This is a genomic window from Pseudomonas sp. B21-031, assembly GCF_024748985.1.
Taxonomy (GTDB): domain Bacteria; phylum Pseudomonadota; class Gammaproteobacteria; order Pseudomonadales; family Pseudomonadaceae; genus Aquipseudomonas; species Aquipseudomonas kermanshahensis.
On record NZ_CP087181.1, the window covers coordinates 644,908 to 658,325 of the forward strand.

At 63.5% G+C, this 13,418-nt stretch carries 11 protein-coding genes; 3 read left to right on the forward strand and 8 right to left on the reverse strand.

Annotated elements, in window-relative coordinates:
- Positions 1-6 precede the first annotated feature (6 nt).
- Genes mpl through LOY53_RS02945 form a run of 3 tightly spaced genes read left to right on the forward strand, consistent with a single transcriptional unit; the run spans position 7 to position 2,266 of the window.
- Positions 7-1,356, forward strand: coding sequence for a UDP-N-acetylmuramate:L-alanyl-gamma-D-glutamyl-meso-diaminopimelate ligase (gene mpl / locus LOY53_RS02935; RefSeq protein ID WP_252826585.1), 1,350 nt, complete (start codon positions 7-9; stop codon positions 1,354-1,356).
- Positions 1,353-1,982 (forward strand): flavin prenyltransferase UbiX, encoded by a 630-nt coding sequence (gene ubiX, locus LOY53_RS02940; protein ID WP_085274004.1) that lies wholly within the window; start codon positions 1,353-1,355, stop codon positions 1,980-1,982. Before mpl ends, ubiX begins: the two co-directional genes overlap by 4 nt.
- Positions 1,979-2,266: a YceK/YidQ family lipoprotein gene (locus LOY53_RS02945; protein ID WP_027594939.1), complete on the forward strand. Its 288-nt coding sequence runs from the start codon at positions 1,979-1,981 to the stop codon at positions 2,264-2,266. Before ubiX ends, LOY53_RS02945 begins: the two co-directional genes overlap by 4 nt.
- A 39-nt stretch (positions 2,267-2,305) precedes the next feature.
- Here the strand turns inward: LOY53_RS02945 and LOY53_RS02950 are convergent, their stop codons facing one another.
- The 8 genes from LOY53_RS02950 to LOY53_RS02985 form a co-directional block, all read right to left on the reverse strand.
- The gene (locus LOY53_RS02950) at positions 2,306-2,950 is read right to left on the reverse strand and encodes an oxidoreductase (RefSeq protein WP_027594940.1); all 645 of its coding nucleotides are present in this window, start codon (positions 2,948-2,950) and stop codon (positions 2,306-2,308) included.
- A 27-nt stretch (positions 2,951-2,977) separates the two neighbouring features.
- Complete coding sequence (locus LOY53_RS02955) at positions 2,978-4,711, reverse strand: C13 family peptidase (RefSeq protein WP_258703573.1); 1,734 nt, start codon at positions 4,709-4,711, stop codon at positions 2,978-2,980.
- Positions 4,712-5,135: 424 nt separating this feature from the next.
- A complete protein-coding gene (accC, locus tag LOY53_RS02960; RefSeq protein ID WP_027594949.1) occupies positions 5,136-6,491 on the reverse strand; it encodes an acetyl-CoA carboxylase biotin carboxylase subunit in 1,356 nt (451 codons plus the stop codon).
- A 17-nt stretch (positions 6,492-6,508) separates the two neighbouring features.
- A complete protein-coding gene (accB, locus tag LOY53_RS02965; RefSeq protein WP_027594950.1) occupies positions 6,509-6,967 on the reverse strand; it encodes an acetyl-CoA carboxylase biotin carboxyl carrier protein in 459 nt (152 codons plus the stop codon).
- 100 nt (positions 6,968-7,067) lie between these two features.
- Complete coding sequence (aroQ, locus tag LOY53_RS02970) at positions 7,068-7,520, reverse strand: type II 3-dehydroquinate dehydratase (RefSeq protein ID WP_008093086.1); 453 nt, start codon at positions 7,518-7,520, stop codon at positions 7,068-7,070.
- Positions 7,521-7,699: 179 nt separating this feature from the next.
- Positions 7,700-9,478, reverse strand: a complete 1,779-nt coding sequence (locus LOY53_RS02975) for a protein-disulfide reductase DsbD (protein ID WP_258703574.1) — start codon at positions 9,476-9,478, stop codon at positions 7,700-7,702.
- 341 nt (positions 9,479-9,819) lie between these two features.
- The gene (locus LOY53_RS02980) at positions 9,820-11,781 is read right to left on the reverse strand and encodes a methyl-accepting chemotaxis protein (protein WP_252826588.1); all 1,962 of its coding nucleotides are present in this window, start codon (positions 11,779-11,781) and stop codon (positions 9,820-9,822) included.
- Positions 11,782-11,895: 114 nt separating this feature from the next.
- The gene (locus LOY53_RS02985; RefSeq protein ID WP_252826589.1) at positions 11,896-13,254 is read right to left on the reverse strand and encodes a diguanylate cyclase; all 1,359 of its coding nucleotides are present in this window, start codon (positions 13,252-13,254) and stop codon (positions 11,896-11,898) included.
- Between the last annotated feature and the right edge of the window lie 164 nt (positions 13,255-13,418).

Below are 13,418 nucleotides of genomic sequence, written 5' to 3' on the forward strand. Positions count from 1 at the left end.
TCGACCATGCATATTCACATTCTCGGTATTTGCGGCACGTTCATGGGTTCCCTGGCGGTCCTGGCGAAAGAGCTTGGCCACCGCGTCACCGGCTCAGATGCCAATGTCTATCCACCGATGAGCACCCAGCTCGAAGCCCAGGGCATCGAGCTGACCCAGGGCTATGACCCGGCTCAGCTAGACCCGGCACCTGACTTGGTGGTGGTCGGCAACGCCATGTCGCGGGGCAACCCGGCGGTGGAATACGTGTTGAACAAGGGCCTGCCCTATGTCTCTGGCCCACAGTGGCTGGCTGACCATGTGCTGCAGGGCCGCTGGGTATTGGCCGTTGCCGGTACCCATGGCAAGACCACCACCAGCAGCATGCTGGCCTGGGTGCTGGAGCATGCCGGCATGAGCCCTGGGTTCTTGATCGGCGGCGTGCCGCAGAACTTCTCGGTGTCCGCGCGCTTGGGCGACACCCCGTTCTTCGTGGTCGAGGCCGACGAGTACGACAGTGCGTTCTTCGATAAACGCTCTAAGTTCGTCCACTACCACCCGCGCACCGCGATTCTCAACAACCTAGAGTTCGATCACGCGGACATCTTCCCCGATCTGGCCTCCATCGAGCGCCAGTTCCACCACTTGGTGCGCACGATTCCGAGCGAAGGCCTGGTGATCCATCCGACCACAGAACACGCGCTGGAGCGGGTCATCGGCATGGGTTGCTGGACCCCGGTGCAAACCACCGGTGAAGGCGGCCAATGGCAGGCACGCCTGCTCAGCCCCGATGGGTCGCGCTTCGAAGTGCTGTTCGAGGGCGAGGCACAGGGCGTGGTCGATTGGGCGCTGACCGGTCAGCACAACGTCGCCAATGCCTTGGCAACCCTGGCTGCGGCCCGCCATGTCGGTGTAGTGCCGGCCATGGGTATCGCCGGGTTGAGCGCCTTCAAGAGCGTCAAGCGGCGCATGGAGAAGGTCGCTGAAGTGCAGGGCGTGACCATCTACGATGACTTCGCTCACCACCCGACTGCCATCGCCACTACCCTCGACGGCCTGCGCAAGCGCGTAGGTGAAGCGCCGGTGATTGCGGTGATCGAGCCGCGCTCCAACTCGATGAAGCTGGGTGCCCACCGTGATGGCCTGCCGGAAAGCGTCAACGATGCCGACCAGGTCATCTGGTACGCACCGGCTAACCTGGGCTGGGACCTGGCCGCCACGGCAGCCCAGTGCACCGTGCCGAGCGTGGTTGCCGACAGCCTTGAAGCGATCATCGAGCGCATCAAGGGCCAGGCACGGCCGGGCACCCATGTGGTGATCATGAGCAACGGCGGCTTCGGCGGCCTGCACGGCAAATTGGCCGAGGCGCTCAAGTGAGCGGGCCGGAGCGCATCACCCTGGCCATGACGGGCGCCTCTGGCGCTCAATATGGCCTGCGCCTGCTCGATTGCCTGGTGCGTGAGGACCGCGAGGTGCATTTCCTCATTTCCAAGGCCGCGCAGCTGGTGATGTCCACCGAAACCGATGTGCTGCTGCCGCCCAAGCCCCAGGCGATGCAGGCGTTTCTGACCGAATACACCGGCGCTGCCGCCGGCCAGATCCGCGTGTATGGCAAGGAAGACTGGATGTCGCCGGTGGCCTCGGGCTCTGGCGCACCGGCGGCGATGGTGGTGGTGCCGTGTTCCACGGGTACCTTGTCGGCGATTGCCACCGGTGCGTGCAACAACTTGATCGAGCGGGCCGCCGACGTCACGTTGAAGGAGCGCCGCCAGTTGATCCTGGTACCGCGTGAAGCCCCGTTCTCGACGATCCACCTGGAGAACATGCTCAAGCTGTCGCAGATGGGCGCCGTGATCTTGCCAGCAGCGCCGGGCTTCTACCATCAGCCGCAGACCATCGACGACCTGATCGATTTCGTCGTTGCGCGCATTCTCAACCTGCTGGACATCCCTCAGGACATGCTGCCGCGTTGGGGTGAACATCACTTTGGGGCGGATGATTGAAGCGAGCACTGTCGGGGTTGGTGGCGCTGGCGCTGCTCAGTGGCTGCGCCACAGTACGCACGCTGGATGCCAACAAGCCAGGCGCGCCGGTGGTGTATGCCGGTACGCGGCTGGACCTGTATGTGATGAACGGCGGATGCTGCCCTAAAGATCATTTCGGTGCGCTGGCGCCGGCCTACCCAGGTCTGGATCTGCCCGGTAGCCTGTTGCTGGATACGTTGCTGCTGCCGTTGTCGTTGCTGACGGCAGCAGGCGTCGGCTTCCAGGCCACCGGCGGGCTTTGATTACGGTATTAACGCGTAATCCGTGCGGCACGTGCGACGCTAGTTTTTGCCCAGGCGGCGCAGCTCATCCGACTCGATCACCCGCACCCCGTCTTCTTCCTCCAGCGCCAGGCGCCACAGCGCCCGTGCCAGGGTGCACGCCTCGATACCCCGATACTTCCCAGGTATCAGCTTGGAAAGCGGCGAAATCAGTTGTTCGCCAAAGCGCGGCTCAATGCGATCGCCCAGCAGCACCGACGGGCGGACGATGGTCAGTTGTGGCCAGTCCTGGGCCTTCAGCGCTTCCTCCATTTCACCCTTGACGCGGTTGTAGAAGATCGATGATTTAGGGTCGGCGCCGACTGCGCTGACAACCAGCAAATGGCGCGCACCGAGTTCCCGGGCGCGCTTGCTGAAGGCCACGACCATGTCCAGGTCGACGGCGCGGAAAGCCGATTCGGAGCCGGCCTGTTTGAGCGTGGTGCCCAGGCAGCAATAGGCAATATCGACACGCCCGGCCAGCTGCGGGAGAAACACCGCCGGGTCGCCCACTGGGTTTTCCAGGTGCGGGTGTTCGGCCAGCGGCCGGCGCGTAGGGGCCAGCACCCGGCTGATGGTCGGTTCGTTGAGTAGGCGGTCGAGCAGGTGTTCACCCGTCAGACCCGTGGCACCGGCAAGCAGGACATGCTGAGGCGTCAAATACATGATGTCTCTCCCTTGTTACACACAAGCTTAGTGGTTGCCGGGCTTTTTTGCCTGCTGCTCCACCGTTGCTTGTGCAGCATTACGTAGCGCTTCCTCGGCCTGTTGCCGGCGTAGGTGCTTCCAGTGTGCCAGTACTGCTGGCGGCGCCCAAAGCTGCGGTTCAGAGGCTTCGAAACCTTCCTTTCGTTCTCTTTCGGCAACGCTGGCGCGTGCCAGTTCAAACGCCTGTTTCAGGTCGTCGGTCTGGTTCAGCGCCTCGGCGAACAGGGCATCGCCAAAGTAGGTGAAATCGGCTTCTTCCGAGCAACCGAACGACACCCGATCGGCGCGGGCGGCGGTCATGATCACCGTGCGATCGTCTTTGAGCGGCGCGATATAGCCCCCTGAATAGCACGCCGAGATGACGATTACCTTGTCGCGCTCTTTCAGCGGTACCAGGGCACTGGCCAGCTCGTCGGCGGACAGGTCGGCCAGTTGCAGACGGGGTTGGTCGAGCACCAGTTGGTGGTCGTGGCTGCCGTGGCTGGTGAGGTAGATGAACACCAGGTCCTCGGGGCCGCTGCGTTCGGCCAGGGTACGGGCGGCGCGGGTGAGGTTCTCGCGGGTGGCCATGGGGCGGCTGGCCATGTGGTCCCGATGGTTGACCAGGGTGACCTGGCCGCGGGCGCCAAAACGGACCTTGAGCATGTTGCTGACATAGTCGGCTTCGCGCAGGAACACGCTTTGCTGGCCATCGCCGGCCACGACCAGGCTGTATAACTGGATGGCCGGCGCAGTAGGCGGTACCCGAGCCAGCGCGTCCTCTAGCAGGCGGCCCTGGTTGAGCAGGGCCAGGTCCAGCGGGTCGGGCAACAGCGTGCCCTTTTCGTCGCGCACGCGTACGCCATTGACCCAGGTGCCACCCTCGACCTTGCCGTTGCTCAGGGTCAGCCGGCCTTTGCCATGGTAGGCATCGTTTTCGAAGGCGCCGATGTACTGGCTGCCGTCGGCCAGTTGCAGGTTGCCTTGGCCAGAAAAGTGCCAGTCAACGAAACCGCCTTTGTAATGGCTGCCGTCGCTGCCGAGCAGTTCACCTTCGCCCACCAGTGAGCCATCTTTGAATTCGCCGATCCACACGTCACCTTCGGCGCTTTCATAGCGGCCGCGGCCTTCCAGGCGGTTGTCCTTGAACTCCCCGATGTACTGCTCGCCGTCGACGCTGTCGTAGGTGCCGCTGCCTTGCAGCAGGCCATCGACGAAACGGCCGCTGAACTGGTTGCCGCTGGCGTCGCTGCGCACGCCGGCACCGTTCGGTTTGCCTTTGGCGAACAGGCCCTGGTAGCGGCTGCCGTCGGCCAGCTCCAGCTCGCCTGCGCCTTCGTACTGGTCGTCCTTGAACTGGCCGCGGTAGGTCTGGTCGGCTTGCTTGAGGGTGCCTTCACCGTCACGTCGGCCGTGGCTGAAGGTGCCGGCATAGTGGCTGCCCGGTGTAGTCAGGTCACCGAGGCCCTGGAACAGGCCTTCGGCGAACTGGCCCCGGTAGACCTCACCGTTTTGGCCGTGCCACTCGCCCTGACCATGCCATTGGCCGTCTTTGAAACTGCCGGCGTACCAGCTGCCATTGGGGTAGTCGATGCGGCCCTCGCCTTGCAGCAGGCCATTGACCACCTCGCCCCGGTAACGCCCGCCGTCGGGCAGGCGCGCGTCCGGAGGCAGTAGCGATTCGCCATCTCCGCACGCGGCGAGCAACAGGATCAGGGTGACAGGGAGCAGTGGACGCATGGTGGAGACCGGGCAATAGGTCTGCCGAGTATGACGCAGAATGGGGGGCTGAGACAGACACGTGCATGCCTTGTGGGGTGTGTTGCCTGTGAGATCGAGCGCCGCCCGCGCGGCGCTTCGCAGCACAAGGCTGCTCCTACATCAGTTTCGGGCCAATTATTCCTGTGGCATCGGCGCGCGGTCCCTTGGCGCCTGACACGATTTCGAGTCGAACCGACTAGGCGGTCGCGCGCCAATATCACAGGCCTCACTGGCCCGAAACAGATGTAGGAGCAGCCTTGTGCTGCGAAGCGCCGCGCGGGCGGCGCTCAATCTCACCGGCACCCCCCCCCTCAAGGCATGCACCTACCAGCACCACCTATCCCTAAAGCCCATAAAAAAACCCCGGAACAGGTCCGGGGTTTTGGTACATCACACTACACGATCACTCCTGGCTGGCCAGTTTGTGCTCGAGGTAGTGAATGTTGACGCCGCCTTTGCAGAAACCTTCATCTCGCACCAGGTCGCGGTGCAGTGGGATGTTGGTCTTGATACCGTCGACGACGATCTCGTCCAGGGCATTGCGCATGCGCGCCATGGCTTCTTCGCGGTCCTTGCCGTAGGTGATCAGCTTGCCGATCAGCGAGTCGTAGTTCGGCGGAACCGAATAACCGCTGTACAGGTGCGAATCGACGCGAACGCCGTTGCCACCTGGGGCGTGGAAGTGCTTGACCTTGCCTGGGCTCGGGATGAACTTCTTCGGGTCTTCGGCGTTGATCCGGCACTCCAGCGAGTGACCACGAATCACCACGTCTTCCTGACGGAACGACAGCTTGTTGCCAGCGGCGATGCTCAGCATCTCCTTGACGATGTCGATGCCAGTGACCATTTCCGACACCGGATGCTCAACCTGTACGCGGGTGTTCATCTCGATGAAGTAGAAGCTGCCGTTCTCGTACAGGAACTCGAAAGTACCTGCACCGCGGTAGCCGATTTCGATGCACGCATCGACGCAACGCTTGAAGACTTCCTGACGGGCCTTCTCGTCGATGCCCGGTGCTGGCGCTTCTTCCAGAACCTTCTGGTGACGGCGCTGCAGCGAGCAGTCACGGTCGCCCAGGTGGATGGCGTTGCCTTGGCCGTCGGACAGTACCTGAACTTCCACGTGGCGTGGGTTGGTCAGGAACTTCTCCAGGTAGACCATCGGGTTGCCGAACGCAGCACCGGCTTCGGTACGGGTCAGCTTGGCCGAGGAGATCAGGTCCTCTTCCTTGTGCACCACACGCATGCCGCGACCGCCACCGCCACCGGCGGCCTTGATGATCACCGGGTAGCCGACGTCACGGGCGATCGCCAGGGCGACTTCTTCGTCTTCAGGCAGTGGGCCGTCAGAGCCTGGTACAGTCGGTACGCCCGACTTGATCATCGCGTCCTTGGCCGAAACCTTGTCGCCCATCAGGCGAATGGTGTCGGCTTTCGGGCCGATGAAGGCGAAACCGGATTTCTCTACCTGCTCGGCAAAGTCGGCGTTTTCGGCCAGGAAGCCGTAGCCCGGGTGGATCGCGGTGGCGCCAGTCACTTCGGCGGCAGCGATGATCGCCGGGATGTGCAGGTACGAATCCTTGGATGACGCGGGACCGATGCAGACCGACTCGTCTGCCAGGCCCAGGTGCATCAGTTCGCGGTCAGCCGTGGAGTGCACGGCGACGGTCTTGATGCCCAGCTCTTTGCAGGCACGCAGGATCCGCAGGGCAATTTCCCCGCGGTTGGCGATCAGGACTTTTTCGAGCTTCGCAGACATCGTTGGCTCTCCGCGGTTCAAACGATGGTGAACAGCGGCTGGTCGAACTCAACCGGCTGGCCGTCTTCTACCAGGATGGCGTCGATGACACCGCCGATCTCGGCTTCGATGTGGTTCATCATCTTCATCGCTTCGACGATGCACAGGGTGTCGCCTTTTTTCACCGACTGGCCAACTTCAGCGAAGTTAGGCGAGGTCGGCGATGGCTTGCGGTAGAAGGTACCGACCATTGGCGAGCGAACCACGGTGCCTTTCAGCGCCGGGGCAGCAGCTTCGGCGACAGGGGCAGCAGCAGCGGCAGCCGGGGCAGCTACAGGGGCAGCAGCCATTGGGGCCGGTGCGTAGAACTGCTGGGCAGCTGGGGTCTTGCTGTGACGGCTGATACGGACCGACTCTTCGCCTTCCTTGATCTCCAGTTCGTCGATGCCAGACTCTTCCAGCAGTTCGATCAGTTTCTTGACTTTACGGATATCCATTAATCATCAACTCCCAAAGGTTCGGTCAGGGGGCGTAATTGAAAACGTGTCTAAAACGTTTCTCTCAAACCCCGGCCCACTTAGGCCAGGGTCTCTGTCATCAGGGCTGTGCGTTGGCAGCCAGTTGTTCCAGTGCGGACTCCAGGGCCAGGCGATAACCGCTGGCGCCCAGGCCGCAAATCACCCCTACGGCCACATCGGAAAAGTAGGAGTGGTGACGGAACGGTTCGCGTTTGTGCACGTTGGACAGGTGCACTTCGATGAATGGGATGCTCACCGCAAGCAATGCGTCACGTAATGCGACACTTGTGTGGGTGAAAGCAGCCGGATTGATCAGGATGAAGTCCACACCCTCGTTGCGTGCGGCGTGAATACGGTCGATCAGTTCGTATTCGGCATTGCTCTGCAGGTACTGCAGATGGTGGCCCGCGGCGCGGGCACGTTGCTCCAGGTCCTGGTTGATCTGGGCCAGGGTCACGGCGCCGTAGTGGCCCGGCTCGCGGGTACCGAGCAGGTTGAGGTTGGGGCCGTGAAGCACCAGTAGCGTAGCCATCTGCGGATTCCTTGGATTTGTAGGGCAATTCGACACAGCGCGGCGAGTGTGCCGTAAAGCGACGGCAAGTGTCCAGTTCCCGGCAATAGCCAGCACGATGTCCGAGATTCGCGCGAAGTATGTGACCGGATAATTAAATCTGGTCACTGTCTCGAGGATTTTTCGCAGCTCGCCGGAAGTTATAGACCGAGTTTGCCGCGCACGCGCGTCAGAACCTCAGCGAAATCGCCGGCGTTTATCTCGCCTATGACCCGATCAGCGTTCATTTCGCTGCCGTTCGCCGCAAAGAACAGCAGCGCAGGCGGGCCGAACAGCTGGTAGCGGTCGAGCAGCGTGCGTTGCTCGGCGTTGCTCTCGGTGATGTCGAAACGCAGCAATTTGAAGGCGCTCAACTGCGATTGCACCTGCGGCGCATTGAGCACTTCGTGCTCGATCACCTTGCAGCTAATGCACCAGTCGGCGTACCAGTCCAGCAACACCGGCTGGCCAGCGGCCTTGGCTTGGGCCAGGGCCGCGTCGAGCGCGGCGGGGGTGGTGAGGGTCTGCCAGGCATCGGTCTTGACGGCAGGGCTGGCGCTGCCCGTGGCCACGGCGGGGGCAGGCAAGGGGCGCAGGGGGTCGCCCTGACCGTTCAGTGCCCCGTACCAGCAGGCCAGGGCGTAAACCAGCAACGCCAGGCCGAGCAATTGCGCCAGGCGCTGGCGCGGGGTTTTGATGACGAATTCCAGGGCGCCGAGGAACAGCGCTACGCCGGCAGCCAGGAAGCCGACCAGCAGCAACGTCACCTGGCCAGGCAGCACGCGGCTGAGCAAGCCGATGGCCAGCCCCAGCAACAGCACACCGATGGCGTTTTTCACCGTGTTCAGCCAAGGGCCGCTCTTCGGCAACCAGGCTGCGCCACCGGTAGCCACCAACAGCAACGGCGCACCCATGCCCAGGCCGAGGGCGAACAGTTTCAGTGCACCCCCCAGGGCATCGCCGCTGGCGCTGATATAAAGCAGGGCGCCGGCCAGTGGCGCCGACACGCAGGGCGAAACCAGCAAGCTGGAAAGCACGCCCAGCACTGCCGCGCCAACTAGCGAGCCCCCTTTGGTGCGGTGGGCGAGCGAGTCCAGGCGATTGTTCAAGGCCTGTGGCAGCTTCAATTCGAACAGGCCAAACATGGCCAGGGCGAACACCACGAAGAACAACGCGAAAGGCACCAGCACCCAGGCTGACTGCAGCCGTGCCTGCAGGTTCAAGCCCGCGCCGAACAGGCCCATCAGCGCGCCCAGCACGGCGAAGCTGGCGGCCATCGATACCACGTAAGCAAGCGACAGCGCGAGGCCGCGCAAGCCGTTAGCCTGGCCACGCAGCACTACGCCCGAGAGGATGGGCAGCATCGGCAGCACGCAAGGGGTGAAGGTCAGGCCGACGCCGGCGAGGAAGAACAGCAACAGGGATTTCCAGCTCCAGGCCTGTTCACCTGTGGCCGGTGCCGCACTGGGGGTGCCACCTTCGCCGTCGATGCTCAGGCGCGCGGTTTCCGGGGGGTAGCACAGGCCTTTGTCGGCGCAGCCCTGGTAGCCCACCAGCAGGGTGAACGCGCGAGGGTCGGTGCGGGGCAGCTCGATGTCGAGCACGCCGTGGTACACCTCGACGTCACCGAAGAATTCATCGTGCTTGGCTTCGCCTTTAGGGATGTTGGGCGTGCCCACGGCCACGTCGGCCGGCTCTGTGCGGAAATTGAAGCGGTGGCGGTAGAGGTAGTAGCCGTCGGTGGCGACGAAACGCAGCTTGATGCTCTGGGCATCGGCCTGGATCAGGCTGAGCTTGAACGCTTCGTGCACGGGCAGGAAATCGGCAGCGTTGGACAGCGAAGCGGCGCCGAGGGTGGCGCTGGGGCGGTTGTCGAGCAGGCCCGTGGCGAAGGCAGGGCTGGCCAGCAGCAGGAACAGCAGGAGAAACAGGCGGCGCATGGCGGACTCGCGAGGTGGAACGTGCTGGGCATGATAGCGGAGTTGGTAGGGGTTGGGGCCAGTGGTGCTCGTCAGGCAATTTTCTGCGCCTGTGAGATCGAGCGCCGCCCGCGCGGCGCATCGCGAGCAACGCTCGCTCCTACGTTTGTTTTCGGCCAATAACGTCTGTGACAGGCGCGCGCGACCGCCCTGTTTGTTCGACGCGATATCGCGTCATGCGCCAAGGCGGTCGCGCGCGTTTGCCCCAGGAATAATTGGCCCGAAACAAACGTAGGAGCGAGCGTTGCTCGCGATGCGCCGCGCGGGCGGCGCTCGATCTCACAGGCGCAGAAAGTGCACGCTCACACCCTGAACGCCCGCACCGCCGTGCTCAACTCGCTGCCCAGGCTCAGCAATTGCTCCCCTTGCTCACGCCCCTCGCCAATGCGCTGCAAATTGTCCTCGCCCAGCTCATGAATCCGTTCGCTATGGTCACGAATCTCGCTCACCGCACCGCTCTGTTGGGCCGTGACATCGGCAATCCGCACCGCCGTATCGGCAATGGTACGAATGGCGCGGACGATTTCGTCCAGCGCGCCATCTGCGGCCTGGGCTTGGTCGGCGGTGGCTTCAGCATGTTCCAGCTGCGCCCGCATGCCGGCCACCGAGCCTCTGGCGGCTTGTTGCAAGCGGTCGATCAGTGTCTGGATCTCGCCGGTTGCGCCTGTGGTGCGCTGGGCCAGGGAGCGCACTTCGTCAGCCACCACGGCAAAGCCACGGCCCATTTCGCCCGCGCGGGCGGCTTCGATCGCGGCGTTGAGGGCCAACAGGTTGGTCTGCTCGGCAATCGAGCGGATCACCGTCAACACGCCGCCAATGGTGGCGGACTCTTCAGCCAGTTGTTCGATCATGCGGGCGTTACCCTGCACTTCGTCCACCAGTTCGCGTAACCCCGACAAGCTCTGGCCGATCACCGCCTGGCCGTGCTCCACTGCCCGGCCTGCATCGCGGCTGGCGTCGGCGGCGGCGCTGGCATCGCCGGCCACTTGCTGGATGGTCGCTTCCAGTTCACCGAGCGCGTCGCGAATCTGCCCGGTGTCGCCCGCCTGGCGCTCGGCACCGTCGTGCAAGGCGGCGCTCATGCCGGCCAGCGCGTGGCTGCTGCCGGCCACCTGCTCGGCGTTGTGGCGGATGGTGCCGACCAGTTCCACCAGGTAGTGGCGCAGGCGGTTGAGCGATTCCTGAATGTCGTGCAGCTCACGGTTGGTCTTGCCCAGGGCGATCGGCTCGGCGAAGTCGCCCTCGGCCCAGTGCGACAGGGCCGGCGCCAGGCTGGTCAAGGTACGCGCCAAGCGCCGCTGCAGGGTGTCGATGAGCAGCGCGATCAGCAGGATCAGGCCGATCATCAGGCCTTGGCTGATACGCACTTCGGCGGCGATCTTGGCGTGCAGCCCGCGGACTTCCGGCTCCAGGCCGGCGATGGCCTGTTGCACCGCTTCAAGGCGCTGGCCCGTGCTAGCGGCCAGGGCGGCGCGGCGTTCGATTTGCTCGCGGGTACGTTGCAGTTCGGCCGGGTAGCGCGTGAGCAGGCTTTGCAGTTCGCGCTTGAGGGCGACGGCAATGTCTTCCTGCTGCGCGCTGGTTTGGGTTTCCAGGCCCATCAGGGCGGCGAAATCATCGGCATTGGACTCGGCTGCACGGGTAACACCCAGCAACGGCAAACCGTCGAGGGCCTGGGCCTGGGCGCGGATCAGTTGCAGCTCGCGCTCCACTTCGTCGGCCAGTTCAGGGCGGCCGCTGCTGACCAGTTTGTCCCGTGCCAGCGACAGGCGCCCCAGGTGCACGGTGGCGTCGAGCAAAGGCAGCAGATAGCGGTTGGCCTCGGCGCTGCCGCTGTCACGGGCGTAATTGGCCAGTTGTTCGAAGTTGGCCCCCAGTTCGCGCTCGGCTTGCAATAACAGCGCTTGCGGGTCGCCGGCCAGCTTGCCGGCCGCCAGCAGTTCTTCGGCGGTAAAGGCCTGCAGGCTGTCGAGGCTGGGGTGCAGTTTGTCGGCCAGCGCGTCGGGCCATTCGGCCAATGCTGTCTGCAACTGCTGGTTGGCCTCCATGGCGGCGGCATGGCGCAAGGCATCACCACTGGCCAGGTAGGCCTGGATGTTGTGCGCTGCCTGGTTCTGGAACTGTTGGGACAGGCCCAGGTAGCGCTCCATCATCTGATAGGGGCGTTCCAGGGCACGCTGTGACCACCACAAGGTCACGGCCAGTGCGATACAGACGGTCACCAGCAACAGGGTGTTGAAATTGGTCAGCCACTTCAGGCGCATAGCCGCGAACTTCCTGCGGGGAGTGGGAGAGGTAAGCGCCTGAAGTTATTGCGATTTTGTTACGCAGTGATGACGTCTGTGTCCTGATGTAAAAAAAGATGGCACTTTGCCTTGTTAGGGCTCCACCCGAACCACGCAGTTACGCCCCGCGTGCTTGGCCCGGTACAACGCCTCGTCCGCGGCACTGGCCATGGTCAGCGCATCCAGCTCATCGTCCAGTTGCACCACCCCCGCGCTGAACGTGCAGTTCAGGTCCCGTGGCTGCGCCGGATAGAGGATCTCGGCAAAGCGCCGGCGGATTTCGTCCAGGACCTTGTGCGCGGCATCCAGGGCGGTGTTGGGCATGACGATGGCGAACTCTTCGCCGCCGTAACGCCCGATGAAGTCGGTCTTGCGCAGCCGTTGCTTGAGGAACAGCGCCAGGCTCTTGATCACCCGGTCGCCCATGGGATGGCCGTGGCGGTCGTTGATCTTCTTGAAACGGTCGATGTCGAGCATGGCGAAGCTCAAGGGCTGCTGCTCGCGCCGGGCGCGGAAGCTGCAATCTTCAAGTAGTTGCAGGATATGGGTGTGGTTGTACAGCCCGGTGAGGCTGTCGCGCACCATGCGTGCCTTGAGGTGGCGGGCGCGGGCGGCGCGGTTGCGCACGGTGGTGATCAGGTGGCGCGAACGGAATGGCTTAGTCAGGAAGTCATCGCCACCTTCGCTCATGGCATCGAGCTGCTTGTCGAGGTCGTCCTCGGCCGACAGGTAAATGATTGGCACACTGACATAGCGGTCGTTGTGGCGGATTACCTTGGCCAGCTCCGGGCCGGTACAGGCGGGCATGTACAGGTCGAGGATGATCAGGTCCGGCTGGAAGTCGGCCAGTTCCGCCATGGTGCGGATCGGGTCGGTCAGGCTGCGGGTAATCATGCCCGCGCTGCTCAACACCCGTTCGGTGTGCAGGGCCTGGGTGCGCGAATCGTCGATGATCAACACCCGCAGCGGGTCGAGCGGGGTCGTGCTGGTGAGCAGCTCGACCTTCTCCAGCAGGCTGGAGGCTTCCAGGGTGCCGGTCAGAAACTCTTTGCCGCCCGCGCGCACGGCGGCAAGGCGGGTCGGCGTATCGGTTTCGTGGTGGCTGAAGAACAGCAGCGGAATCGTTTGCGGCACACCTTGCTGAGCTTGGGCGGCCAAGCGCAGGCCTTGGCCGCTGCCGGTGAAGTCGACATCCATCACCACCGCCGCAGGCGGGCATTCACTGAGCGAAGCCCGAAACGCATCCGCACTGAACAAGGCCTGCACACCGAGGCCGAAAAACTCCAACTGCTGGGCCAGGCGTTGTGCGCGCTCGTGGTCCTGCAAAAGGATGTACACAGGCTTGCGCAGCGGCGGCAGGGGCACCGGGTTGAGCGGGTCATCCTTGCGCAGGCCGGTACGCGACAGAGGCTGGGCGGGGCACTGGTGGCTCGGATCGACTGCTTGGCTCATGTCCTGGCTACTTTTGGGTGGGTGGTGTGCAGGTGCGATGATGGCTCTATGCTAGCAGCTCTTTTCCATTGGGTGAGTGCCCTCCATCAACAAAGCGTTTAGAACGAATATTCAGTTACTGACCCGCTGGTCGCTTATGCGTACGGCAGTGTCTGCTTTATAGT

Excerpts from the sequence above, each read along its gene's own strand:
- mpl (WP_252826585.1), top strand. The coding sequence starts at position 7 with ATGCATATTCACATTCTCGGTATTTGCGGCACGTTCATGGGTTCCCTG.
- LOY53_RS02950 (WP_027594940.1), bottom strand. The coding sequence starts at position 2,950 with ATGTATTTGACGCCTCAGCATGTCCTGCTTGCCGGTGCCACGGGTCTG.
- LOY53_RS02955 (WP_258703573.1), bottom strand. The coding sequence starts at position 4,711 with ATGCGTCCACTGCTCCCTGTCACCCTGATCCTGTTGCTCGCCGCGTGC.
- accC (WP_027594949.1), bottom strand. The coding sequence starts at position 6,491 with ATGTCTGCGAAGCTCGAAAAAGTCCTGATCGCCAACCGCGGGGAAATT.
- accB (WP_027594950.1), bottom strand. The coding sequence starts at position 6,967 with ATGGATATCCGTAAAGTCAAGAAACTGATCGAACTGCTGGAAGAGTCT.
- aroQ (WP_008093086.1), bottom strand. The coding sequence starts at position 7,520 with ATGGCTACGCTACTGGTGCTTCACGGCCCCAACCTCAACCTGCTCGGT.
- LOY53_RS02975 (WP_258703574.1), bottom strand. The coding sequence starts at position 9,478 with ATGCGCCGCCTGTTTCTCCTGCTGTTCCTGCTGCTGGCCAGCCCTGCC.
- LOY53_RS02980 (WP_252826588.1), bottom strand. The coding sequence starts at position 11,781 with ATGCGCCTGAAGTGGCTGACCAATTTCAACACCCTGTTGCTGGTGACC.
- LOY53_RS02985 (WP_252826589.1), bottom strand. The coding sequence starts at position 13,254 with ATGAGCCAAGCAGTCGATCCGAGCCACCAGTGCCCCGCCCAGCCTCTG.